23 protein-coding genes and 1 pseudogene are annotated in these 25,187 nt (G+C 49.0%); 14 read left to right on the forward strand and 10 right to left on the reverse strand.

The features are described 5' to 3' along the window. Positions 1-55 precede the first annotated feature (55 nt). From V7D78_RS01495 to V7D78_RS01525, 7 genes are all read left to right on the forward strand, one after another. Positions 56-286: a type II toxin-antitoxin system CcdA family antitoxin gene (locus V7D78_RS01495; protein ID WP_333606656.1), complete on the forward strand. Its 231-nt coding sequence runs from the start codon at positions 56-58 to the stop codon at positions 284-286. A 328-nt stretch (positions 287-614) separates the two neighbouring features. Then, on the forward strand, positions 615-1,619 hold the full coding sequence (locus tag V7D78_RS01500) for a nuclease-related domain-containing protein (RefSeq protein WP_333606657.1): 1,005 nt from the start codon (positions 615-617) through the stop codon (positions 1,617-1,619). Between the two features lie 110 nt (positions 1,620-1,729). After that, positions 1,730-1,906, forward strand: a complete 177-nt coding sequence (locus tag V7D78_RS01505) for a hypothetical protein (protein WP_333606658.1) — start codon at positions 1,730-1,732, stop codon at positions 1,904-1,906. Between the two features lie 49 nt (positions 1,907-1,955). Next, complete coding sequence (locus V7D78_RS01510; protein ID WP_333606659.1) at positions 1,956-2,582, forward strand: tetratricopeptide repeat protein; 627 nt, start codon at positions 1,956-1,958, stop codon at positions 2,580-2,582. Between the two features lie 86 nt (positions 2,583-2,668). After that, positions 2,669-3,799 carry a tetratricopeptide repeat protein gene (locus V7D78_RS01515; protein WP_333606660.1) on the forward strand — a complete coding sequence of 377 codons (1,131 nt, stop codon included), beginning with the start codon at positions 2,669-2,671 and terminating at the stop codon, positions 3,797-3,799. Between the two features lie 18 nt (positions 3,800-3,817). After that, positions 3,818-4,357 carry a hypothetical protein gene (locus V7D78_RS01520; protein ID WP_333606661.1) on the forward strand — a complete coding sequence of 180 codons (540 nt, stop codon included), beginning with the start codon at positions 3,818-3,820 and terminating at the stop codon, positions 4,355-4,357. A gap of 228 nt (positions 4,358-4,585) precedes the next feature. After that, a complete protein-coding gene (locus V7D78_RS01525) occupies positions 4,586-5,260 on the forward strand; it encodes a hypothetical protein (RefSeq protein ID WP_333606662.1) in 675 nt (224 codons plus the stop codon). A gap of 17 nt (positions 5,261-5,277) precedes the next feature. Here the strand turns inward: V7D78_RS01525 and V7D78_RS01530 are convergent, their stop codons facing one another. Together V7D78_RS01530 and V7D78_RS01535 are read right to left on the reverse strand one after the other, a co-directional pair. After that, positions 5,278-6,948, reverse strand: coding sequence for a serine hydrolase domain-containing protein (locus tag V7D78_RS01530; protein WP_333606663.1), 1,671 nt, complete (start codon positions 6,946-6,948; stop codon positions 5,278-5,280). Between the two features lie 216 nt (positions 6,949-7,164). Then, positions 7,165-7,473: a hypothetical protein gene (locus V7D78_RS01535; protein WP_333606664.1), complete on the reverse strand. Its 309-nt coding sequence runs from the start codon at positions 7,471-7,473 to the stop codon at positions 7,165-7,167. Between the two features lie 212 nt (positions 7,474-7,685). Between V7D78_RS01535 and V7D78_RS01540 the strand changes: the two genes are divergently transcribed. Then, positions 7,686-8,774 (forward strand): nuclease-related domain-containing protein, encoded by a 1,089-nt coding sequence (locus V7D78_RS01540; RefSeq protein ID WP_333606665.1) that lies wholly within the window; start codon positions 7,686-7,688, stop codon positions 8,772-8,774. A gap of 7 nt (positions 8,775-8,781) precedes the next feature. Continuing rightward, positions 8,782-9,720, forward strand: a complete 939-nt coding sequence (locus V7D78_RS01545; RefSeq protein ID WP_333606666.1) for a glutaminase — start codon at positions 8,782-8,784, stop codon at positions 9,718-9,720. Positions 9,721-9,729: 9 nt separating this feature from the next. Here the strand turns inward: V7D78_RS01545 and ctlX are convergent, their stop codons facing one another. Then, positions 9,730-10,641 (reverse strand): citrulline utilization hydrolase CtlX, encoded by a 912-nt coding sequence (gene ctlX / locus V7D78_RS01550; RefSeq protein WP_333606667.1) that lies wholly within the window; start codon positions 10,639-10,641, stop codon positions 9,730-9,732. Positions 10,642-10,949: 308 nt separating this feature from the next. Here ctlX and V7D78_RS01555 point away from each other — a divergent pair, with 308 nt between their 5' ends. After that, complete coding sequence (locus V7D78_RS01555) at positions 10,950-11,774, forward strand: substrate-binding periplasmic protein (protein WP_333606668.1); 825 nt, start codon at positions 10,950-10,952, stop codon at positions 11,772-11,774. Positions 11,775-11,784: 10 nt separating this feature from the next. Here V7D78_RS01555 and V7D78_RS01560 read toward each other — a convergent pair whose 3' ends face one another. Continuing rightward, the gene (locus V7D78_RS01560) at positions 11,785-12,471 is read right to left on the reverse strand and encodes a cupin domain-containing protein (RefSeq protein ID WP_333606669.1); all 687 of its coding nucleotides are present in this window, start codon (positions 12,469-12,471) and stop codon (positions 11,785-11,787) included. 13 nt (positions 12,472-12,484) lie between these two features. After that, the gene (locus tag V7D78_RS01565) at positions 12,485-12,859 is read right to left on the reverse strand and encodes a VOC family protein (RefSeq protein ID WP_333606670.1); all 375 of its coding nucleotides are present in this window, start codon (positions 12,857-12,859) and stop codon (positions 12,485-12,487) included. 278 nt (positions 12,860-13,137) lie between these two features. Between V7D78_RS01565 and V7D78_RS01570 the strand changes: the two genes are divergently transcribed. Together V7D78_RS01570 and V7D78_RS01575 are read left to right on the forward strand one after the other, a co-directional pair. Next, the gene (locus tag V7D78_RS01570) at positions 13,138-14,034 is read left to right on the forward strand and encodes a PAS domain-containing protein (protein WP_333606671.1); all 897 of its coding nucleotides are present in this window, start codon (positions 13,138-13,140) and stop codon (positions 14,032-14,034) included. Between the two features lie 16 nt (positions 14,035-14,050). Continuing rightward, the gene (locus V7D78_RS01575; protein WP_333606672.1) at positions 14,051-15,583 is read left to right on the forward strand and encodes a putative bifunctional diguanylate cyclase/phosphodiesterase; all 1,533 of its coding nucleotides are present in this window, start codon (positions 14,051-14,053) and stop codon (positions 15,581-15,583) included. Positions 15,584-15,631: 48 nt separating this feature from the next. On the opposite strand, the gene V7D78_RS01580 is transcribed toward V7D78_RS01575, so the two are convergent. From V7D78_RS01580 to V7D78_RS01590, 3 genes and pseudogenes are all read right to left on the reverse strand, one after another. Continuing rightward, on the reverse strand, positions 15,632-16,543 hold the full coding sequence (locus V7D78_RS01580) for a metallophosphoesterase family protein (protein WP_333606673.1): 912 nt from the start codon (positions 16,541-16,543) through the stop codon (positions 15,632-15,634). Between the two features lie 99 nt (positions 16,544-16,642). Next, positions 16,643-19,705 (reverse strand): annotated as a pseudogene (locus V7D78_RS01585) (efflux RND transporter permease subunit). Then, entirely contained in the window at positions 19,702-20,778 is a 1,077-nt protein-coding gene (locus tag V7D78_RS01590; RefSeq protein WP_333606674.1) for an efflux RND transporter periplasmic adaptor subunit, read from the reverse strand. The pseudogene V7D78_RS01585 and the gene V7D78_RS01590 overlap by 4 nt, the downstream one beginning before the upstream one ends. A gap of 265 nt (positions 20,779-21,043) precedes the next feature. Here V7D78_RS01590 and V7D78_RS01595 point away from each other — a divergent pair, with 265 nt between their 5' ends. Then, positions 21,044-22,096 carry an alkene reductase gene (locus V7D78_RS01595; protein WP_333606675.1) on the forward strand — a complete coding sequence of 351 codons (1,053 nt, stop codon included), beginning with the start codon at positions 21,044-21,046 and terminating at the stop codon, positions 22,094-22,096. Positions 22,097-22,113: 17 nt separating this feature from the next. Beyond that, on the forward strand, positions 22,114-23,139 hold the full coding sequence (locus V7D78_RS01600) for a zinc-binding alcohol dehydrogenase family protein (protein ID WP_333606676.1): 1,026 nt from the start codon (positions 22,114-22,116) through the stop codon (positions 23,137-23,139). Between the two features lie 20 nt (positions 23,140-23,159). On the opposite strand, the gene V7D78_RS01605 is transcribed toward V7D78_RS01600, so the two are convergent. Both V7D78_RS01605 and V7D78_RS01610 read right to left on the reverse strand, forming a co-directional pair. Then, positions 23,160-23,765 (reverse strand): YkgJ family cysteine cluster protein, encoded by a 606-nt coding sequence (locus V7D78_RS01605; protein ID WP_333606677.1) that lies wholly within the window; start codon positions 23,763-23,765, stop codon positions 23,160-23,162. A gap of 113 nt (positions 23,766-23,878) precedes the next feature. After that, on the reverse strand, positions 23,879-25,069 hold the full coding sequence (locus tag V7D78_RS01610; protein ID WP_333606678.1) for a 7TM-DISM domain-containing protein: 1,191 nt from the start codon (positions 25,067-25,069) through the stop codon (positions 23,879-23,881). Between the last annotated feature and the right edge of the window lie 118 nt (positions 25,070-25,187).

Here is a 25,187-nt window from a genome sequence, read left to right on the forward strand (position 1 = left end):
ATGCGCAAGATATTTGCGCTAAAGTGATTCGACCTATGCTGATATGGAGCTTACGATGAGTCAGAATACTAAAGCGGCATGTAATACCTCAGTTGATGCCAGTTTATTGGCTGAAGCTAAAGCGCTGAACATAAGCCCCTCTGTTGTATTAGAGCAAGCTCTGAGAAATGCTGTCAGTCGGGCAAAAGCAGAGTTGTGGCGGGTACAGAATGCTGATGCCATAGCAGCTTATAACCAGCAAATTGCAGATCAGGGCACCTTTGCTGAAAGGCTGGGGCAGATCTAGTCATATCTGGGGAAAGACACCATTAAAGTAGTGGTGTAAACAAGTGTGGTGAAAACTCCATTTGCTGATGGAGTATCCTTAATACAAAATATCGTGCTGGCGGCTACGGTAAAAAATGCTATGCCGTTTATGATCGTGGCGCCTGACATCCTTTGCGACTGCTTCACATGCTGGCGCCATCAGCGGGCCATGGATTAACCCCTGTATGAATAGTTAACACAAAGTGTCGCATGCAGCTGAACGAGTTCAAATGACGAGTATCAAACCTTTGCTTGCCGCTAACTCCTTAGCTTGCTAGCATCAGCATTCCATATATCCGGGACGCCCTATGCGCTGTTGGTTGCTTTCCTTATCGCTGCTTTTACTAAGCTCGCCGCTGGCTTATAGCCAGCAGCAATACACTGAAGCTGCCTGTATTTTGCTGCAACAGCAAATAGAGCGCTTTAGCCATCAGCCGCAATTGAGCACTTACCAGGATAGCAAACGCCAGTTTGATAACCATTGCCAAAACCCGCTACCGGCGCCGGATAAACCCTTGGTGCTAACTAATATTCCTGCTAAACCGACAGTGCCAGCGGCTAACACTGTAACAATGCCGGCGTCGGCAACCACGACTGTCACCGCTAAGGCTGCACCGCCGGCACAAAAACTTGATATAGGCGCTATGATGCTTAGCCTGATTACGCCCTATATTCCGTTTGTTATTGGTGGCTTGCTGCTATTAGGGCTACCCGGTTTGTTAATAGCTTTGCTGTTTGGCAATAAGGCGCGGTTTAAAGGTGCGATGGCCGAGCGGCAACTGCACCGGCTATTAATGCGTGATTTACCTGGCGCGTATCAGCATTACCGAAATTTGATATTAGAAACCGCGCAAGGCGATTTAACCGAAGTGGATCATCTGGTATTAAGCCCCTACGGCATTTTTGTGATTGAAGTGAAAAACTATCAGGGCTGGATTTTTGGCAGTGAACACCAGCCACAGTGGACAGTGCAGCATGTTAAACGCAAACACAGTTTTCAAAACCCGCTGCAGCAAAACAGCAAACATACCGGCGCAGTAAAGTTCGCGCTGGGGTTAAGCTTACAAGACAGCAGGCTGGTGCAATCCATCGTCGCTTTTAGTGATCGCGCCGAGCTAAAAACCCCACTACCCGCCCAGGTTTGCTATATCCGGCTGGTGGCAGCGTATATTCAGCAGTTTAAGCAGCCTTGCTTTAACGACACGCAACTGCGCCAGTTTAGCGCACGCTTGAATGTGGCGGCGGATAACAAGAAAGTACTGAGAAAGCGGCATCTGCAGCAAGTGAAAATGAAGACTGAAAATGACACCTGAGAACAAGGCTTAAGCCAATGCTGTTGTGTGCAATTTTTTGCTGTTAACTTTATTTAACGTTATAAAGCGTCTGCTTTGATGAAGCGGGCCAATCTTGAAAAGGATTTTGCATGAAAAAGTTTTTATTGTTATTGCTGGTATTGGCGGGCATCTACCATTTTCAGGGTAGCAATGTAAGCGAAGGATTCAAGGATAGTTATCAGCAAGGTGCTGCGCAGCAAAGCGCATTAAAGCAAACTACCGGGCCGCAATCACAACTTTCAACTCAGCAGCAAGAGCTGCAATAAACGTTACAATGTAATCTTTGCAAAAGACCTGATGATATGAGGTTATGAATTGAGCAATAAAAAATTAGGCTGGCTCAACATTTGTGTATTTAGTGGCTTGTTTGGCATCTTCACTACTACAGCTGCAGACATTCAGTCTGCTACAAATGTTAGTTTCAAAAAAACAATGCCGACGGCACCAGCGCTATTGGATGTTTTCGAGCAATACGTTGGTGTAGAGGCTACTTTATCTAATCCCTCCTTAACATATTTTGCTCAGGCGTTGTTTTACGCGCAGCAACGACAGAGCGACGATGCCATGCAGCAAGCCTTTGTCTGGTTTATGCGCTCGGCGCAGGAGGGGTATGCGCCGGCTCAATATATTGTAGGGAGAATGCATGAGTTGGGTGAGGGAGTAACGCAAGATAAAGTTGAAGCAATAGCATGGTATAGGTTGGCCGCTGCACAACATCATTTAGATGCTCAGTACAACCTGGCTCTATTACTGCTGGTGACCGAAGAGACAAAATCTGAAGCCATTGGTTTATTGAAAACGGCTGGGCAACACTGGCCTGCTCAAACACTATTGGGCTGGCTTTATGAAAATGGAAATGGCGTGCCCAAAGACCATCTGATGGCTGAACAATATTATCTTCGGGCAGCTAATGCCGGGCATGCAAAGGCCATGTTTTTTTAAGTGCACTTTATGCTGAATTAGCCAGCACCTGGCGTGACGAAAAGGCTTCTTTATGGTTAGCCAAAGCAGTAGACACAGGATTTCCTTTGGCTTTAACCAGAGCGGGTTATGTTAGTGAATATGGTTTACAAGGCGAAGTGAAATTACAACAAGCCTACGAGTTTTATACGCAGGCCGCATTGGCTGGTGAGCCGATAGCGCAAAACAACCTTGGTTTGATGTTTTATCGAGGCACAGCTGTGCCAAAAAATTATCAGCGTGCTTTAGTGTTATTTTCGTTGTCAGCAAAACAAGGTTCGGCCGATGGGCTTTATCATTTAGGGATGATGCACGAGAACGGTTTGGGTATTCAGGCGAGTCAAGAAACGGCTAACTCATATTATCTTGCAGCAGCTGAGCGTGGAAGCGCCTCTGCACAGCTAAGTTTAGGCCTGGCATATAAGTATGGCCGTGCATTGGAGCAGAACCATGAGAGCGCTGCATATTGGTTTAGTTTAGCCGCAAAGCAAAATGATGTATCTGCGCAATTTCACCTGGCTGATGCATATGATCGCGGCTTAGGTGTCGATGTAGATTTGCAACAAGCGGCATATTGGTACAGCCGAAGTGCTGAGAATGGCGACAGCAGAGCTCAGTATGCGCTAGCCTGGCAATATGAATTTGGCAGAGGGGTTGCTCAAGACTTTACCAAGGCTCAGCAATTGTATCGCTTAGCGGCTTTGCAGCATCATATGAGTGCTAAGTATCGTTTGGGTTTGCAGCTATTGCGGGGGCAAGGCAGTGATTTTGAATTTGAACAAGCATTCGAATGGATAAAGCAGGCCGCGGAAGAGGGCCATTCCGATGCACAGTTACAACTAGGCGCTTTTTATTTTTCTGGGCTTAGCGTGCCAGTTAACTACAGGCTTGCCTTAAAATGGTTTAATACAGCCGCAGCAGCAGGAAACGATTTTGCCAAATACAGAGCAGCACAAATGTACCTTGCAGGTATTGGCGTGCCCGTAAATGAAGCTAAGGCTTTTAAATTAGCGTTAAGTGCGGCACAGGCCGATGAAATGGGTGGTCACTATCTGGTTGGGCGGATGTACTATAAAGGCTGGGGTACAGCTATTGATAACAACAAAGCTATAGAGCATTTGAGCCAGGCAATAGCGCTTGGATATGTCAATGCAACAGGCGAGCTGAATATGCTTAAATCACAGCGGTCAGATATTTAAATATAAAAGGTGTTTAGCATGGGTTTAAAAATAGGAAGTATTGTCTGTGCCTTAGCTATTATTCTGGCAGGCTGCGCTTCTACCACTGTTGATACAAACAATCAGGCTGAAAGAGTAAGGAGCGAAGCCCAACAACTTTTTTCGGGTGGATTTGAAGGCAACTGGGTCGGCGAGTTGCAAGCGATTGGCTTAGATAAAGTGCCCTTTGAAACTGCGGATTGGACGCTCACGGTTCGAATTCGAATTCGTCAGGGCAAGGCAGAGGTGTTTCACTTAAACGATAATAAATGGAGCCCCATTTATCCGACACAGTTTAACACTAACATTCAGGGCACCAATGCTGTGCTTCATGTTACTGCTATTGCGCCAGATATTCATTTTAAAAGTGGTTTTGGTGGCTGGGTTGAACGCAGGGTGCTGTTATTGACCCGTAAAGACGATAACACCCTGTATGTGTCGATGCAGCGAGCGGTAAATAATTTTTTAAAGCAAGACCATGAAGATAACAGCCGTTTCTTTACCTTTTTTGTTGGGGAGTTGGCTCGCACTGAACTGTAAACTAAAAAATTGAGGCCGGATAACGATAAAACGTTTACCGCTTGAGGCTTTAACTGTTAAATCACCTTATAGATGGTAACTCGGGGTTTGCCCACTTTTTGTTAGCGTGGGTAATACTTATTGCGCAATATCTTAACGAAGAATTTGATTATCCCGGTGCCGACGGATGTGTTATACTGTTCATGTTTTGAGCTATTTCAGTGAAAGCAACCTGCAGTTAGGTGATGTTTGAGATACCTGCTTCTGTTATGTTTAATCCATACATCAGCTTTAAAGGCCGAGACGGTTCGCTTTTTTTATTCTGAATCGCCCCCTTTTGAGCAAACTAGCGCAGATGGTAGCGCGGCGGGTTTAGGTATTATTGTAGTTTCAAACATTTTAACGGCTGCCGGACTGTCGCCTATCTTTGAGTTGTACTCTATCCAGCGTGGCGTAGCCGCGCTGCATAGAGAGGTACATTTTACCACTGTTGTTTCACCCACTGCCGAGTTTAAAGCCGATTTTGCAGTAAGTCAGCGGCCTGTTTATAGCATTTCGCTGGGTGTTGTAAGGCTTAAGCACACCCCCAAACTGACCCACCTCAGCACGCTGCAGCCACAAAGCCTGGTGAGTTTGACTGAGACCAGTTTTTCTTATTTACTTGAAAAATCAGATTTTTCTGGTGTCGATTTCAGTAATCATTATAAGGTGTCAACCTTAGAAGATGCCTTACGGCTGATACAAAATAAGCGTTATCCTTACTTTCTGAGTTACTACTTAAGTGAGCACGAATTACAATCACCTTTTTTGGTGTTCGACGAGCTTTTAACCTTACCTGTGTATCTTGCCATGTCAAAGAAACAGCCGGATGTGACGCGCCTGATGCATCAGGTCGATCAAGCCATGCTGAATCTTGATGAGTAAGTGTGGCTTTTAATAGCTCACTGGCGTGTTAGCACAAAGCGGCCCGCGCCTTGTTGTAGTGTGAGCTGCTGTGCCTGGCCCTCGGCTGGCGAAAACTCCAGAGTGGCATCCACTACGGTAAGGTACAGGCTACGCGCACTGGCTGCTTTAAGCTCAAAGGCCGGTTGGCCGCTCACTTGTACCAGCAAGCCATCGCCACTTTGCTGTTGAAAAATCTTCAGTTGCAGCTGATCTGACGCATAGTCCCCCACCAGTGCCAATTGCTGTTGCTGGCTTAAACTGATCTCGGTTTTTAGCGCTACATCAGCGGTTCGTTGCCATATTTCGGCTGTACCATCGCCGTCATAAAACATGCTCAGGCTAGTGGCACGGCCAGTCGCATCACGCTGAACGACCAGTCGGGTAACACTGTTGGTGAAACCGAAACTGTCATTCCCCTGAGGGATAAGTGGAAATGGCCTGCCACCAGCACGGGTGGAGAACAGCTGGCCATCACGGACCTTCAGAGTGCGGCTGTCAGCGCCCATGCTATAAATACCCGTAACACTGTTAAGTTGTGCTGTGGTTAACGTCACCGGCGGATACTCAGGGTAGGGATTGCCTGCGGCAAAGGCCGCAATTTTACGACTTAAATAAGATAAGTCGGGGCCAGGGCCATCGCTGTTTCTGAGCATCACTATGCTGATCTCAGGTTGAGGCAAATACACCAGTAGCGACACAAAACCATGAATACCGCCGCCATGCTGCAGCTCCTGCATACCACGTAACTGACCGCTGATAATCCCAAAGCCGTAACTACCTTCATTATTGGCTGCGGCACCCGTTGGCGTTATCATCTGTTGGTAGGTCGCCTCTTTAAGCAACTTGCCGCCATGTAACAAGCGGTTCCATTGCCATAGCGCCTCGACATCAGCCACCAGAGCCCCGGCGGCGTGTGGTTGCGTCATACTCAGCGGGGCAGCCAGTGTCACCTGCTGGCCTGGACGCAAGCTGTAACCACCGGCCATGCCGGGGATCAGTGTTTGTTCAGCGGGATACACAATATTGCTTAGCTGATGCCCTTGCAGCAGGTGCTCTGTAATATACTGGTGCCAGCTTGTGCCACTGATGGCTTCTATCACAGCGCCCAGCAGCACATAGCCAGAATTGTTATATCTGAAATCGGCAGCAGGGGCGAAATCGACCGGCAAGTCCTTAAACACCCCGATAAGTTCAGCCGTACTAAGCTGACGGCGGATGTCATTTTGCATATAGCCTGCAATGCCGGTATAGCTTTTCACGCCAGAAGTATGATTCAACAACTGGAGCAAGGTGATGGCATCGGCATTGGGGTAATCAGGCAGATATTTACTCAAGGGGTCATGCAGTGCCGCCTTACCCTGATCAATCAAGGTTAATAAAGCGGTAGCGGCAATTTGCTTGGTGACCGAGCCGATACGAAATTTATGCTGCGGGCTGAGTGGTACCCCCAGCTCAATACTAGCCTGACCATAAGCTTGTTTAAATAACAGTTCATCACCGCGGGCCACCAGTACCGCCAGCCCCGGGCCCTCAGGCTCAGGCAAATGTTGCTGCAACAACTGATCGGCATATCGGCTCACTGCCTCAGCGTTGGGTAGGGTGTCAGCGGCCAATACCGCATTACTGACACAGCAAAATGCCGTGGCCAGCCAGAGTTGTTTTAACATACTTGCTCCTGCTTGTTTTGCTGTTCATTCATGATGATGTTGCAGTTTAGCTGCAACATCATGCTAGACAAGCAAAAACGAAGCCATGTTTTTATATCTTTAAAAATCATGTCATTAGATGTTTTTCGTTGTGATGCCGATGAGGAATGCGAGCAAACAGTAGGCGAATAAACCAAAAATTAGTGAATTTGGCTGGGCAAAATGGCTCAGGCTCAGTCAATAGCCTTCAGCATCCTCTTGGTAACAGATCCGAAAGCCGTTCTCCATGGCACAGCGTAACTTGGGTTCTGCTTTGGACGGAAAAATAGCCTGTTGCATTTTTTTGATAAAAGCGATATTAACGTCCAGGCCAATTGAGGCAAAAGAAGCATCATCATCATGTGGTGGTAGGTGTTTGCCTGGCTGTGCCTGAGTGTGACTATGGTCGTCACCCTCTATACGATTATCGAGAACTGCACCTAAAATGGTGCAGCCATTTAACAGCAGCAGGCTGCTGAAAACGGCGGGTCTGGTCAGATACTTCATAATGCCTCAGTTAAGATAAATCAGTCTTGATACAATAATTAAGCAAAAGTGTTACATGGGTGAAGAGTGCTGTCTAAATAAGATTTGTGACAAATGGTAATTAGTTTAAATAATAGGCTGTATAGGTTAATTCTGTGGTGCTAAAACAACTGTTTGTTGTCGTTAAGCACTTCCCTTGCTAGTATCAGGATTGATTTTATCAGGAATGGCTTATGCGCTGTTTGTTGCTAATCATATCGCTGTTTTTACTCAGTTTGCCATTGGCTTATGGCCAGCAGCAATATACTGAGGGCGCCTGTATTTTGTTGCATCAACAAATGCAGCGGTTCAGCCACATTCCTCAAAGCAGCAGTTACCGCAACGCACAACGTGAATACGACAGATTTTGTCGCAAACCCGCGCCTGCGACACCGGCAGAACCGCAGCCAAAGCCAGTTGTGCAGCCACCACCAGCAGTGGTGCCAGAAGCCAACGTTCAACCTGAGCCGAAACCTGAACCGTTACCACCACAAAACAATGTGCCGGAGGTTGAAAGCACAGATGAACCGGTATCTGCTGATATCGCCCCTGAGCCAGAAAAAGAGCTCACTCAACCCACGGCAGAGGTCGCTACAACAAGCCAAGAACCGAACATTAATGACTCAGCTACGACAATACCAGCCAGTGAGGTTGTGACTCCTGAGCCCTTGATGCTGAAAGTGTTAAATAATTTACCCCTGGTTGTCGCTAATATTTTCGCCCTGTTACTAGCGATATTTTTGCTGACGACCTGGCTAGGGTGGAACTTACCGGGCTTTAAAGGGGTATTTGCAGAATATAAATTAAACCGGTTGCTGCGCTGGCGCTTTGCACGCGGTTACCACCATTTTCGCAAACTAAAAATGCTCACCGCCAAAGATGAGCTGGTGATGATTGACCATCTGGTACTTAGCCCTTTTGGCATTTTCGTCATTATGGTGAAGGATTATCGCGGCCATATTTTTGGCAGTGAAACCGAAGCGAACTGGATGCGGCTGTATCTGGGTACAACCAAACAATTTATGAATCCGCTGCATGAAAACTTTAAACATGTTGAAGCGGTGAAAAATTTACTGCAGTTGCATGGCTCGGATGCATTGCAACATGTGCATTCTGTCATTGCTTTTAGTCGGGTGGCACAATTTAAAACCGAGATGCCAGCTAATGTTGCCTATATTGATCAGGTCTCCGCTTATCTGAAACAATTTAGCGAGCCTTGTTTTGGTGATGAACAGCTGGGGCGTTTTTCGGCATTGTTAAGCCGCGCCAGTACGGATATCTGAGCGCATTATGGAAGGTACCCCTAAGCAACCCAGCAATTTGTCTTTATTATTACAAAGCTTGCTGGAGGAGGCCTGGCAGCTGCCAGAGGCGGGCAAGGTCGCCGATTATATTCCGGCGCTGGCAGCAGTGGCGCCGGATCAATTGGCTTTGGCGGTGGCCACTATTGATGGCCAGATCCATAGTGCCGGCGATGCTGATATGCCGTTTTCTATTCAAAGTGTTTCCAAAATTTTTGGCCTGGTGCAAGCGATGAACCGCAAAGGTGATGCGTTATGGCAACGGGTGCATATGGAACCGTCAGGCCAGCCATTTAACTCTATAGTGCAGCTGGAGTGGGAGCATGGCATTCCGCGCAACCCCTTTATTAATGCCGGTGCCCTGGTTATTGCCGATATGCTGGTCAGCCACTATTCGGCCAGTAAAGCTGCGGCATTAAACTTTATCCGCCAGTTGGCGATGACCGAAGACATCTGGGTCGATAATGCGGTGTACCAGTCAGAAAAGCAGCATGGCAATCGCAATGCGGCCCTGGCATATCTGATGAAAAGCTTTGGCAATATTGAGGCTGAAGTGCCAGATGTGCTGGATCATTACTTTTATCAATGCTCCATTGAAATGAGCTGCAAACAGCTGGCGCTGAGCTTATTGTTTCTGGCTAACCGTGGCGTACATCCCCTTACTGAGCAAAGCATTTGCAGTCGGCGTGATGCGCACCGGGTCAACGCCATTTTATCGACCAGCGGCATGTATGACCAATCAGGTGAGTTTGCCTTTACCGTCGGTTTACCTGCCAAAAGTGGCGTAGGTGGCGGTATTGCGGCGATTGTGCCGAATTACGGGGTTATTGCTGCCTGGAGCCCCAAGCTAAATGATTTTGGTAACTCCTGCCGGGGGATGCATTTAATCACCCGGCTGGCCAGCCAATTTGGGTTATCGGTGTATTAGTTCGACGCTCTAGCGCTGTGCTAAATGGATGCCGGCAATCATGCAGCGCAGCGAACCGCCGGCCGTTTCGATAGTGCTGACCTCTATGGGGAGTAGCTGCGCGCTCTGGCGAATAACAGCGATTTGTGCAGGTGTCAGCGCCTGATAGGCGGTGCTGGATAACGCCAGCAGGTTACCGTCTTTGCCTTTGAGCTCGATGGCATTGCCACAAAAATGGTTAATTTGCTCCGGGCTTAGCGTTATCACCGTTTTTTGCTGTTTATCAAAACTCGCCAGCAATGCAGTCTGTTGGTTTTTAGGCACCATATCCAGACCAATAAGCACAAAATGCTCGGCCACACACATCAACACATTGGTGTGGTACACCGCTTTGCCACTGGCATCAGTGGCATCAAATAATTGTGCCTGATAACCCAGCTGCTGACACCATTCAGTAAACAGCGTTTTATCGGTGCGTTTAGACGCCACGGCATAGGCAGTCGCCCCGGCATGGTCAATTACTATAGAGCCAGTGCCCTCCAGAAACCAGCCTTGCTCTGCCAGAGGCGACAAATCCCGATAGCAACTGACCTGATAGCGCTCGCGGATAAAGGCAATAATATCCTGGCGTAGCTCTAGCCGGCGGTTAGGCACATACATAGGGTAGGTGATCAGCTCACCACTACAGTGGGTACTAAACCAGTTATTGGGAAACACTGAATCGGGCGTACTATTGCCTTCATCTTCAAATAAATGGACCTGAATGCCGGCCGCGCTCAGCTGCGCTGCAGCCTTGCTCACTTCATCATAAGCCAGTTGGCTTATTTGCTTACTGCAGGCGACTACCTGAAAGGCATTATCCTGCATGGTTTGTGGGTTAGACACAAACTGGTGCGGCCGGATCATAATAATATCTGTTGGCGTAATAAGCTGTGTTTTCATAGTATGTCGTAGATTGTTATTGGGTAGGTGTTTGCGTGTTGTGATGTATTCCGCTGTGCCAAAAAGTGCGGTTGGTCTGGGCGCTCACTATAGCGGGCGCTTTGCTGCCTGTATAGCCCGCCGTGACCTGATGGCTAAATTGTGTTAAAACTTATACTAGATTTAACATTTTAAATGAGATAGCTATGTTGACACGGTGCTGCAGTTTGTCTTTCTTCAGTTTGTCCTTTTTCAATTTTCCTGCTCTAAAATTGCTAGGTTTCGCTTTGCTGCTGACGGCATGCAGCCCGGCGGAGCAGCAAGCATCGATGCCATCCGATACAGTAAACAGCAGTGACGCCGGCACGAGTTTGCAACTGGCCAAAGCCAAAGGCAGCGGCCAGCTGACAGTGCTTTTTGTGGCGGCTGAGGGTTTTGCTTATATTGATCACAAGCAGCAGCTAACCGGAGTCACTGTTGAAATTATGCGCGATTTTGTGCAGTGGCTACACCAAACTCAGCAACTGAGCCTGAGCTTGGATTTTGTGGCTGAAACCGACTGGACCCGCTTTTATCAACGGATAGTGGCGGCAGATGGCGGCGTCTTTGGTTTGGGTAATGTGACGATCACCGAAGCCAGAGCGCAGGAGTTGCAGTTCTCGCCGCCTTATCTGAATAATGTGGCGGTATTGATAAGCCATGCTGATGTGCCTGAACTATCGAGCCTGCAGCAATTAAGCGACAGCTTCAGTGCCATTCAGCCACTGGCGTTTAGCGGCACTTTGCATGAAGTACGGGTACGTGCGCTGCGCGATAGTTTTCAGCCGGGAGTAGAGATTGGCCGGGTAGGCTCTAATCAGCAGTTGCTGGAATTGGTGGCGTCAGGTGCCTGGTATAGTTATGTTGATGCCTACAATTATTGGCGGGCGCAGCAACAGGGTATGCCGCTGCGCCATCATCCGGTGGCTGATGACAGCGGCGAAACCTTTGGGATTATCATGCCGTTAAACAACGACTGGGCGGGGCTACTAAATGACTTTTTTAATGCAGGTCAGGGTTATCGCAATACCGCGCGTTACCAACAGATTTTACTGCAACACCTGGGGCCGGAATTAACCGCCATTTTAGAGCAAGCCCGGCTGGCGCAGCAGTAAAAAATACGTATTAAGTAATAAACTGATCTCCCAGCAAGCCCGCGCCCAAATGGCCAACTTTAACGTAAATAAGTGCTCCTTCCGGGCCGGTGAAGGGGGTATGCTGGCTGTAACGTGGGTTGCGCAGCCAGCTTTTTGCCGGATACTGGCCATATTCATCACAAAACAGACCTTGCAACACCAGGATTTCCTCTCCGCCAGCATGAATATGAGGGTTAAATTGGGTATTAGGTGCCCATTTCACTAATGCAGTACTTACCCCATCATGCTCATGCAATGGCATAACAGTTAATCCTGGCACCAAACCCTGGCGCCACGCTGTTTGCTGAGTATTGATGACCAATTGTTGCTGATCAGTGGCAGCAAACTGCCATAACTTAACCAGCAAGGTACAACCGTGAAGTGAAAATGGTTGATGTGATGTCCCAGGTGGGTTCCGCAAATAAGTGCCTGCGGTGTAATCACCATGCTCGTCACTAAAGGTCCCTTCAAGTACCAGTATTTCTTCACCACCATCATGGCTATGGCGACTGTAGCCGCTGCCTGCGGCATAGCACACTATACTGGTCGCGCGAGCCACTTCATCTCCCGCCCTATCAAGCATCATGCGGGTAACACCCGGCAGAGGTGAGTCCACAAATTGATACTGCTCAGCTAATATGAGCGCCCGTTGGCTGAAGTCGCTGTTTAACTGCATTAGCGGCTAACCCTTAGCCAAAGTGGCAAAAACACAGTTTATTGCCATCGGCATCTTTGACGTACGCCCCATAAAATTTACCAGGGATGCGCTGGCCAGGTGCCCCATCGCAGTGAGCGCCCAGTGCTATGGCTTTGTGATACAGTGCATCGACCTTTTCTTTTGAACCTGGTTGAAACGACACCATATTACCATTTCCAGGTTGGGCGGCTTGTTCATTAAAGGGCACGCACACTGCGAGCATGGGTTGCGCCAGACTTTTGCCAAAAAAGGCGATTCTGCCCATATCCATTAATGATTTGGCGCCTAAATCAGCCAGCAAGTCGCTATAAAATGCCTTGGCCGCGGCAATATCATTTACACCTAAAGTTACATAACTGATCATCATTGCTCTCCGCTTGTTGTTAACTACCTAACTATGCTTGCGCTATACGCAGGCTGCAAGGGAACAGAGCAGCAAGACGTTGTTTTTTTCTCTGACTATGGGGGTAAAGCTACATTTTAGCGGTTTATGCGGATCCTTAATGCAGTGTGGAATAACTCTATTTTAGGGTTTTTTGTTGGAAAAAATCAGATAATGCTTCTAAAATTGTCATAATTATCAATTAAATACTAATTACATTTGTTTTTTTATGCACTAATTAGTAACAATAAGGTGTGAAATGTATGGATACATTCGAACTCAGCCAGTTGCAGGATGCTATTGTCCACTCGGCTGTAGATGCCATTATTGTTATTGATCTGCAAGGACTTATTTGTTTTTTCTCACCTTCCGCCGAAAAGCTGTTTGGTTACAGTGCTGCAGACTGTGTTGGGCAAAATGTTCGTATGTTAATGCCCGAACCCTTTCATGCTGAGCATGATAGTTATCTGCACAATTACGTTGCGGATAAAAAACCGGCAAAAATTATTGGTATAGGCCGTGACGTCCAGGGTAAACGCAAAGATAGCAGCGTGTTTCCGATGCATTTATCGGTGGGCGAGGCCAAAGCCAGCGGCAAGCGTTATTTTGTTGGCATTTGCCATGATTTATCCGCTTATCAGGCTAGTGTTAAGGCACATTTAAACTTGCAGTCAGTACAGGATGCACTGCTGGAGGCAGCGGTAGATGGCATTATTTCGATAGATGAATGGGGCAAAGTGCAAAGCTTTAATCGGGGCGCCGAGCTGTTATTTGGTTACAGCAAACAAGAAGTGATAGGTCAAAATATCAATATGTTGATGACTGATGCTCATGCCAGTCACCATGATGGCTATTTGCAAAATTATAAAAGTGGTGGCAAAGCCAAGATTATCGGCATTGGCAGGGATGTGCAGGCCCGGCGTAAAGACGGCACGGTATTTCCGATGCATTTATCCGTCGGTGAATCGAAATCTGCGCAAGGGCGGATTTTTGTCGGGGTCTGCCATGATTTATCCGAATTTAAAGCCGTGCTGCAGCGTTTAATTTCTGCAGAACAGCGCTATCGGGATATCGTGCAAAACCAGAAAGAATTTATCTGCCGCTTAAGTAAAAACTCTCGTCTGACCTTTGTGAACAATGCTTTTTTGCCGGCAACTTAAACAACAATTGTTTCAGATGCTAGGCATTTCTATTTTCGAATTTATTCATGCTGACGAGCGCCATACCATAGAAGCCTTACTGGCTCAGTTGCGCCAGGGGGGACAGGATGACGCCATTTCATTGTCTGTGCGGATGTTAGGCCCGGAAAATGCGGTGCACTGGGTGGACTGGACCTTCAGTAACCTTGCCGCCGGAGCCGAATCTGCAGATGAAATTCAAGGTGTGGGTATTGATATTACCGAGCAGGTGAAAGCGAAAAACCACGCTAAATTTTTAACCAGCTTTGATAGCTTAACCGGTTTATTAAACAAAGACGGTTTGCTGGAATATTTCGGGAGGCGAAGTGATCCTGCGGTTCTATATGGCGTGTTGTTTATCGACTGTTATCGTTTTCGACTTATCAACGAAAAGTATGGCTATGAGTTTGGCGATTTAATGCTGATTGAAGGTGCGCACCGGCTGCAAAATCTGTTGCCAGAGGATGCTTTAGCCTGCCGCCCAGGGGCCGATGATTTTATTGTATTGTTACCGCTGGCCGATAGGGCGGAGCTGTTGCCCTTTGTGCAGCAGCTTATAGATCATTACGTTGAACCCTATTGGTTGGCACAAGAAAAGATTTCTCCTTCAGTGTGTGTCGGGATCAGTGTTTATCCAGATGATTCAACTGAACTCAGCTCATTGATCCAGCATGCAGAGGCCGCGATGTTTGAGGCAAAGCAGCAGGGCTTGCCGTTCCGGGTTTACCATGAGGATATTCATAGTGAACTGACCCGCCGCTTAGAGATAGAGCAAGGCTTACGCCGTGCACTGGAGCAAAACCTGTTGAGTGTTGTGCTGCAACCCAAGTATCAACTGTCTACTCAACAACTGATAGGTTATGAAGCGCTGACACGCTGGTATGATGATATTTTGGGTAATGTGCCGCCTGATGTATTTGTCGCGGTGGCAGAAGTGGTTAATCTGGGTAAAAAACTCGATTGCTGGGTAATTAAAGCCGTACTGCAGCAACTTAATCAGTGGCAGCAAGCGGGTTATAATCTTCATCCGGTAGCGGTAAACATCACCAGTAAGCACTTTGCTGATCCCTCGTTATTCAGTTTTATTATGCATGAGCTGCAGGCGCTCAACTTGCCACCCGCTTGCCTGCAACTGGAAATTACCGAGGGCGTAGCAATGGACAAAACTGCAACCACCTTAAAGAATGTGAAATCCTTTCAGCAGGCCGGTATTAAAATTGCGATAGATGATTTTGGTACCGGTTATTCATCGTTATCCTACCTTACATCTTTACCTATTGATTATATTAAAATAGACCGTGTATTCGTGCAGGCGCTAGATAATGAAAATAACCTGAGCCTGGTTAAGGCGATGCTGGCGATGGCACAGGCTATATCTGTTGAGGTCATTGCAGAAGGCATAGAAACTGAAGCCCAACAAACGCAATTAGCGGCGCTGGGTTGTCAGTTCGGCCAGGGTTATTTATATGCTAAACCGGCTAGTTTTAAGGATGTTGAACAACACTTTTTGGGGATGATTAACCAGGGTTGAGTGTCAACCCTGGAGCAGCAGTAGTAAAGGCTTATATAACAGTGAATACTAATCGCTGCGATGCAGGCTAAACTGATACGCGTGTCGTGCTAATGGCTGCTTTACACCGGTTTGATAGGTATCAACCTGCACCAGGCCACTGCTATCAATGCTGAATACCCTGAACATCGCAGTGTGCTGTGTTTCATCCGGAATTTTGGTACGTTCCAGTGCCGGGATGTGCAGGTAGTGCACTTTCCCCAGCTGTTTTGAGTGCTCTACCCGGTCCATATCCATATGTAAATCCCCGGAAATGACGGCAGCCAGATTAGGTTGAGCAATCACATCGGCAAAACCAGGATGATGAACCCCTTTATCTGCGCTTTCCGGATATACGCCAGCCTGGGCACCATGCACAACCAGTAACACTGGTTTTGGGTGCAGAGTGCTGATTTGCTGCTGTATCCAGGCAATACCACTGTCGTTAAAATCGCGGCCATGATCCGGGGAGGCCAACACCAGAGCCACAGTATCAAATTCCAATACATAGCTTGGTGCATTTAACGTTACTTTGCCCTGGTTCCATAAATTGGCGTAGTGCATAAAGCGCTCTACCGTGCTGCCATGTTCTTCATTGCCCATAATGGGGTAAAACGGCAGGTTCAGTTGCTGCAGTACCGGCGTCACATTGTCGTACTGAACCAGTGTCCCTTTGTGGGCGATATCGCCTACGCCAAGTACAAAGTTTAGCTGTAACGGCCCGGTTAACTGATTAACGTCAGCCACTGCTGCCGCCACATTGGGAAACTGTGGCTCTGGTTTCGGCTCGGCATCACCCAGAACTGCAAAACTCAGCACTGTGTCTGGTGTATTGATCTTTGCTTGTTGTTCGGCACCGCTGCAGGCTGCTAATGCTATCAATAAAGTGCTTAATAATGCTGAACGCAACAGGCTTGAGTAAGGATATTGGGGCAGTTTCATGGCTTTCCTTGTTAGATAACAGATAATATAACTAAGGCATAGTTTGCTACAAAAACATGACAGCGAAATGACAACACGTTAAGGCAGGTAGGGCAGCTTTTATGAACGCGATCTTTGCCGGAGCAGTGTTTCACCCATTACCAGCATGCAGGGCGTTAAAAACAAGGTAAGCAAGGTGGCAAAAGTGAGGCCGCCGGCAATGGCACTGGACAGCTGGGTCCACCACATGGTTGAAGGGGCGCCAAAGCCGAGGCTGGGCTCAAGCAGGTTAACGTTCACTGCCAGCACCATCGGCATTAACCCCAGTACGGTGGTAACTGAGGTTAATAACACCGGCCGCAAGCGCAAACAGCCGGTTTCCAGTGCCGCATCCAGCGCAGACAAGCCACTGGCACGCAGTTGGTTAAAGGTATCGATTAAAACAATATTGTTATTTACCACTATGCCCGCCAGGCCAATAATGCCCATGCCGACCATGACTATGCCAAAGCTCTGACCGTTAACCAGTAAGCCTAGCAACACGCCGGCGGTAGAAAACACAATGGCAGACAGCACCAGCAAGCTTTGATACCAGCTATTAAATTGCACCAGTAAAATCATCAGCATCAGAAAAATCGCAGTAAAGAAGGCGCTGATTAAGAAATTCATCGCTTCTTGCTGATCGGCACTTTCGCCGGCGGTTTTTACATTAACATTCTCAGGGAGTTGCAAATCGCTGGCCAGCAGAGCCTGTAAGCGCTCGCTAACCTGAGCACCGGGCGCTAAATCACTTTTAATGGTAATGGCACGATTGCCATCAATGCGCTTTATCACACTGGTTTTAGGCGCCGGCACCAGCTCGACAAAATTGCTCAACGGTACCTGGCCGCGCGGTGTTTGAATAGTCAGGCGGCCCAGTTGATCCAGTGATCGCCAGTTTTGCGGGAAACGCACCCTAATATCCACTTCGTCACTGGCATACTCCGGCCGAAACTTAGCCAGCAATAAGCCATTACTGATCATTTGCACCGCATTGCCTACGGTAAGTACATCGGCGCCAAAGCGCGAAGCCGCAGCACGGTCTACTTCGATGCGCCATTCAATACCAGGCAGGCTGCGGTCATCTTCAATATCGACAAAGCCACCCATGCGTTGCATCTGCCGGATAATTTGCGTTACCGCCTGCTCAGTGGCTTGCGGGGCACTATTACTGACTTGCAACTCTATCGGCTTACCGGCAGCCGGGCCTTCCTGCTGCTGGCGGAATTCTAGCATGATGCCGGGAATGTCCTTGGTTAGCAGGCGCATATCATCCAATATCGCTGCCGCTTTGCGCCGTTGATGCCAGTCAATAAACTGAAACTGTAAGGTGCCAACCACATCTGATGCCAGCTCGCCACCGGCGCTGGCAAGTGATCTGGCATACAAGGCTTTTACTTCAGACAGCCCCATCAGCCGCTGCTCAACCTGGCTCAGCAAGGCATCTTTTTCATAAATAGACATATCGCCCCGAGCCCGCACCCATACCTGTGCTGACTCCGGCTCCACTGCCGGAAAAAACTCCAGGCCATGATTAAATGTGCTGTAACCGACAAAAATCAGTGCCATGAAGGCGAGCATACTGCCCAGGGTAAGCCCCGGCTTGTGCAACAGCTTACTCAGCACTCTGCGGTAAGCTTGACCGGCGCGACTGGCTTCAACCTGATGTGGTGCCGGTTTTGTCTGGCTGATGCCGCCCATTACCGGCAGGAAAATCAGCGCCATAAATAGCGAAGCTAACAAGCAAAGGATCACCGTTGCCGGTAGGTATTTCATAAATTGGCCGACCACACCGGGCCAGAACAACAACGGCATAAAAACGGCGACAGTGGTGGCAGTAGAGGCAATGATTGGCCAGGCCATGCGTCCGGCAGCATTGGCCCAGGCCTGTTTGGGTTGTTGGCCTTCGCCAAGGTTGCGGTCGGCCAGCTCACTGACCACCACGGCACCATCAACCAGCATGCCTGCCACCAGAATAAGCGCAAACAGCACAATAATATTCATGGTGTAGCCCAGCGCAAAAATCATCAGAATGCCGGCAAAAAAGGCGCCCGGGATGGTAATGCCTACCAGCAGCGCAGAGCGCATACCCATGGTGGCGATAATTAAAATTAGCACCAGCACTACGGCAGTCAACACGTTGTTCAGAAGGTCTGACAACATGTTTTTCACTTCTTTTGACTGATCCATAATGTAGTTAATTTGCATGCCAGCCGGAAACTGGCTGCTGGCCTGCTCAATCAATGCTTTGGTTTGCTCAATGGTGGAAATAATATTGGCACCGGCCCGTTTTTTTACTTCCAGTACTACTGCCGGTTGGCCGTTAATGCGGGCAAAACCGAGCGGATCTTTAAAGCTACGGCTAATGGTGGCCACATCAGCAAAGGTAATCACAGTATCACCGTCAACCTTAATCGGCATCGACAGCACATCGTCTAAATTTTCAATAACGCCGGGCACTTTCATCGCCATGCGACCGGCGCCGGTATCCAGGCTGCCTGCCGCTACCAGCCGGTTATTATTTGACACCAGTCTGAACAATTGCTGGTAATCCAGGCCATAGCCTTCCAGTACCTGTGGGTCGACCACGATTTCCAGCATATCTTCGCGGTCACCACCAATTTCGACGTCCAGTACTTCGGGAATCGCTTCAATGTTTTCCTTGAGTTGGCGGGCGATAAACACCAGCTGGTTTTCTGAAACCGGGCCGGATAAGCCGACAGACAAAACCGGGAACAGGCCAACATTAATTTCATTGACCGTAGGCTCGTCTGCTTCACTGGGCAACTTGGCGCGGGCGGCGTCGACTTTTACCCGCACATCGGCCAGCGCTTTGTCGGCATTAAAGCCGGCATCAAATTCCAGCATGACCGAGGCATGGCCTTCACTGGAGGTGGAGGTCATTTTCCGGATGCCCTCGAGTGAGCGCAGTTCATGCTCCATAGGCCGGACTAACAAGCGTTCGCCATCTTCCGGGCTAATGCCATCCAGCGACATCGACACGTACATCATCGGAATGGCCACGTCGGGATTAGCTTCTTTTGGAATAGTGATTTAAGCGGTAATACCGGCGATAAACAAAAACAACAGCAACATTAGGCTGGCGCGGCTACGATTAATCGCCGCCTGAATAAGAGTATTCATCGCTTGGCCTCTGCCACCCTAACTGTATCGCCAGGTTTAACAAAACCGGCGCCCTGGGTAATAATTTGCGCCCGTGCCGGCAAGCCACTGACTCTGGCGCCGTCGTTATCGGCCGTTAAAATGTCGACCGGGTAAAACACTACTTGCTGTTGCTCATCTACCACGGCGATGCCCAGCTTGCCATGGTTATCCAGACTCAGTAGTGCGGGCGACACCAGATGCGCCTGCACCGGTGTTAGTTCCACAGAAACCGTGGCGCTACCGCCGGCTAGCCGCAGTCGTTCTGGGTTAGCGACCGTGACTTCAATATAAAAGCTGCGGGTAGCGATATCTGCGGCATAACTGATAAAACTGAGCTCGCCGCTCAGTGTTCTGCCATCCAGTAACTGGACATTGACCTGCTGGCCTGGTGTTAATGCAGCTACATGCTGTTGCGGGATTTGAGCGGTGACTTTAAGTTGTTCTATTTGCACCAGTTGCATCAGTTCAGTGCCTGTTTGTACCACATCGCCGACTTCAATATGGCGGCGGTCTACCACGCCGTGAAAAGGGGCGACCGGTGTAGTTTGCATAAGCGCCAGTCGGGCGCTTTCCAGCTCCGCTTCGGCGCGGGCCAGTTCGCTTTGCAGCCGGCTGAGTTCAGTGTCGGATAAAAACTTCGATTGGCTAAGCGTGCGGGCACTGGCCAGTTCACTCTGTTTTAAGCTTAAATTGGCTTTAGCCTGGGCTAATAAGGCGCTGCGGCCCTCGTCAGAAAGCTGCAGCAGTTTGTCGCCTTGCTGCACGCTGTCACCCTGCTGCTTTAAAATGGCAGTTACTGTGCCGGCTTGCTGCGATTTAATACTGACACTGCGCCAGGGTAATAGCTGGCCCTGCGCTACCCTTGTTAACTGGTAGGGCTCCGCCTCTGACCAGCGCGTTTCAACCAATGCCAGTTGTGCAGTAGGGGCTTGCTGCTCTGCCGGTGCCGCTTGGCGGGCACGGAATTTGTCACCACTGAGTAACCACAACAGCAAAACGACGGCAAGAATAACAGCGATAAACAGCGGAGAGGCAGCCAGCTTTTTAAACATCAGGGTTCCTTGACAATGGCACAGAACATTGAGGGTAACGTAATTGCTAAAATATACCTAGACAGGGGTTTGTAAACAAGCTGATAACTGTAAGCATATATGGCAAGCTTTACAGTTGTAAGCATACTGTTTGTTAGCTAAGGCTTGTTTTTTGATGCGCTAAGGCCAATTGAATACTGTCAGACTGATCTGAGTGTGAACATGGCTATGGTATTGCCAACTTACTCAGCCCCCTTAGCAACAAAGACGCTCAACAGGATAAGCTATGCCTAATGTATTTGACCCACTTCTCGTCGGCGAGCTCACGCTGCCCAATCGTATTATCATGGCGCCGTTAACCCGCTGTCGGGCAGGGGCTGGTCGTGTCCCCACCGCATTAATGGCAGAGTATTATCAGCAACGTGCCAGTGCCGGTTTAATTATCAGCGAGGCTACCTCAGTATGCCCCATGGGGGTGGGTTATCCGGACACGCCCGGCATTTGGTCCGACGAGCAGGTAGCCGGTTGGCAACAGGTTACCCGCGCTGTGCATCAGGCCGGGGGGCGCATTATGTTGCAGTTGTGGCATGTCGGACGCATTTCAGATCCACACTATTTAGCCGGTGAATTACCGGTTGCGCCCAGCGCCATAGCACCGAATGGCCATGTGAGTTTGCTCAGACCCAAAAAAGCCTATGTGACGCCACGCGCCCTTAATACAGAAGAGCTAGCCGGTATTGTGGCAGCTTACAGCTTAGGTGCCCAGAACGCTAAAAAAGCCGGTTTTGATGGCGTGGAAATACATGGCGCTAACGGCTACTTGCTCGATCAGTTTTTGCAGGATGGCAGTAATCAGCGCAGCGACCAATACGGCGGTAGTATTGAAAACCGTGCCCGCTTAATGCTGGAGGTGACCGATGCGGTGATCTCAGTGTGGGGCCCAGGCCGGGTAGGCATGCATTTGGCCCCGCGCGCTGATGCGCACAGCATGGGCGATTCACAGCGCAGTGATACCTTTGGTTATGTGGCGCAGCAGCTTGGGCAACGAAAACTGGCCTTTATCTGTGCCCGTGAAGCCCAGGGAGCTGACAGCCTGGGGCCACAGTTAAAGCAGCAGTTTTCCGGTGTTTATATTGCCAATGAGCAGTTTGATTTAGCCAGTGCCAATGCGGCTATTGCCAGCGGCACAGCCGATGCGGTAGCCTTTGGCGTGCCCTACATTGCAAACGCCGATTTGGTTGAGCGCTTTGCCCGTAAGTCGGCGCTGAATCAGCCAAAACCTGAGCTGTTTTACAGCGGTGGCACTATGGGATATACCGATTACCCTTTGCTGACCTAATTTGACAGGATGCCGCCATGAAAGCCGTAGCATATCAACATTCATTAGCCATTAGCGAGCCGTTAGCCTTAGAAGATATTGAGCTGCCTGTGCCCAAAGCCAGTGGACGGCAGTTGTTTGTTAAGGTAGCGGCCATCGCGGTAAATCCGGTGGATACCAAAATCCGCCAGCGCGTGCAGCCGGGGGCCGGTGCTTACAAAGTATTGGGCTGGGATGCAGCCGGTGAGGTGGTTGAGGTAGGTGACGAAGCGACGTTGTTTAAGGTCGGCGATAAGGTGTTTTATGCCGGAGCCTTGCAGCAACCCGGTTGTAACAGTGAGTTTCAGCTGGTCGATGAGCGTTTAGTCGGCCCTATGCCAGCTAACCTGAGTTATGCACAAGCCGCTGCTTTGCCATTAACCACTATCACCGCCTGGGAGCTGTTGTTTGAGCGCTTACAAATCCAACACAATAGTTTGCAGCACCCCAAGCCAGTATTATTAGTAGTGGGCGCTGCTGGCGGCGTGGGTTCCATATTAGTGCAGCTGGCCCGCAAGCTCAGTCAGGTGACTATCGTTGCTACCGCTTCCAGACCAGAAACACAGGCCTGGGTCAGCCAGTTGGGGGCGCACTATGTTATAAATCACCAGCAGCCACTTTTGCCACAACTGCAGGCGTTGGGCATTGATAGCGTAAGCCATGTTGCCAGCCTGACCGCAACCGATCAGCATTACAGCCAGTTAGTCGCTTTGCTGGCCCCGCAAGGTAAACTGGCACTGATTGATGATCCTAAAACACCAATAGATATCATGCCGTTAAAGCAAAAAAGCATATCACTACATTGGGAGTTTATGTTTACCCGCTCTATGTTTAACACGCCTGATATGCAGGCTCAGCATCAATTATTGTCTGATGTCAGCCGATTGCTAGAGCAAGGTCAACTGGTCAGTACCTTAAAGCAGCAGGTTGGTAGCATTAATGCTGCCAACCTGAAGCAAGCGCATGCGCTGTTAGAAAGCGGCAAGGCTATAGGTAAAATAGTGTTGGCGGGGTTTGACCGCTAAGCAACTAGTAGCGGCGTCAGTCAGGCTATCTGCTGACCGTCATCGGCAAAACTATAATATGATTTAAACAATACCCGCTCCAGAGCCTGTTGCAGCGCCTGATTAATGGGTAACTGTTTGGCACCTAGCTCATAGTCCAGCTGATTCACCAGCTCTTTACTGAGCAGCATCATTGGCGGTGGATCAGACTCCATCGCTATCAGTTGTTGTTGATAACGGCTGGGATGGTCTTGTTTAATAATCTTACAAACCGATAACGAGGGCTTACCGGTTTTATCCCGATAGCCAGCGGCACCAAATAACCGGCACAAAGGAGGGCGGTGCTGATACACACTGCATTGCCCCTGTTTGCCATCAAAAGATAACCGCTGATAGTTTATACAGCTATGTCCATCACCTAACTCTTCGAGTTGGGTCAGTGTCAGTTCTGCTTTGCCCTGATCAAACAGGTGCAACGCCAGCGGCAGCATTTCCAGGATAGTCGCTTCAACGGTGGGTTGAGTGCAACACTCACCACAACCACTGCGACAACTCAGGCCACTGGCCTGCTGGTACCCGGAAAAGGTGTCCGCTATTTCGCCATACACAGCCTCAACACGACGCGATAATTCACGCAGCCGTTGCATACAGACTCCGAACGAAATAAAAAAAAAGGTATCTTTGTTAAGAACCAGCGATAAGCTGGCCGCTCATTCTATGGCCAGTTTACTGCGCCAGCAAGAGCGCAGCTAAAATATAGTTAGTTGCCCTGATTGTTTGGTGTGGCGGGTAGGCTTAACAATAAGACTACGCAAAGCAGTAGCATGATAAATTGCAATGTGCTGTAGCTGCCCTCGGCAGGCACCAGATAACTGGTATGTACAAGGCACAGTAGCATAGACGTCACAATGCAACATTGAGCTAACCATGACATGCGCCGCTGAACAGAGATCGTCGCCAGGCTAAAACGTACAGCCTGTAACAGGTTAATCAACAGCACAAAAGCACTGATGATTATTAATAAATAGAGGCGTTGCTGCCCTTGCGCATAAAGCGGGCTGAACAATAATAACCAGGCTAGCAAGGCATTGAATTGTGCCAGTATCTTGCTGAGTGGCTGCTTAGTGAGTAACAGTCCATGCTGAATAAAGGCATTAAGACACAACAAGCTAGTGCCGGCAAAAATATACAGGATGGAATGATTAATCTCTGGCTGCTCTGGCCAAAGCCAGGCAAATGCCAACCCATTCAAGGTGGCCACTACCATGGCGAGCGCGGCAAAAAAACCTGCCAGATATCGTTGGCTGGGCTGACGATAAGCGGTGAGCGCAAACAGCACTAACAGCCACAGCATCCCCTGAATAAACCAGTCAGTTTGGTCCAGCTGTTGCTGATGGGCATGAAACGCCGGCTCAGACCACAGTGATAACACCGTACTGGTTAAGGCGGCATCCTGAATTTTGATATAGATGTCGTGTTGCTCGCCTGCTTGCAGTGTTAGCCGGGTGGCAAAGCTGCGGCTTGGGATCTGGCGCATTGAGAACGGGTAGTCAGTACCGGTGCGTTGTAACTTGGTAAATCGTTGATTACTGCGATTTACCTGATAAAGGGTCACTCTGTCAGCCAGAGGAAAGGGGTAATCCAGTACTGCCTGCAGATCAGTACTACCCTGATAATCTAAGCGCACAAACAGCCAGGTCGCTTGTCCGGTTGGGGCCAGCAAAGCATTCTGCTGTGACGGAAGCGGCTGAAAGCTGTGGTAAATAGCGGGATCTGCCAGCACATCTTCTAAGATGAGATGCTCAGGCAACAGTTGAAAATACAGCGGGGCCAGCCGCTGCGCTTGGGGTAATTCAGCATCCAGGCGCTGCACTTGCGCATGAAACGCCCGGGCCGGTGAGGCTGCGAGCCATATAGTCAGCAGTAGAAAAACTAAAATAAACGGGCGCACAGCGTCTCCTCAGCGACCATACAGCGGCAAAAGCACCTTAGCATAAATTACAGGATCTGGGCAGATAGCCGGTTTTTTTAGCTTAAGCCGGGTTAATTTGTAATATAGCCGTATATAC

It is taken from the genome of Arsukibacterium sp. (assembly GCF_036735525.1).
GTDB lineage: Bacteria > Pseudomonadota > Gammaproteobacteria > Enterobacterales > Alteromonadaceae > Alishewanella.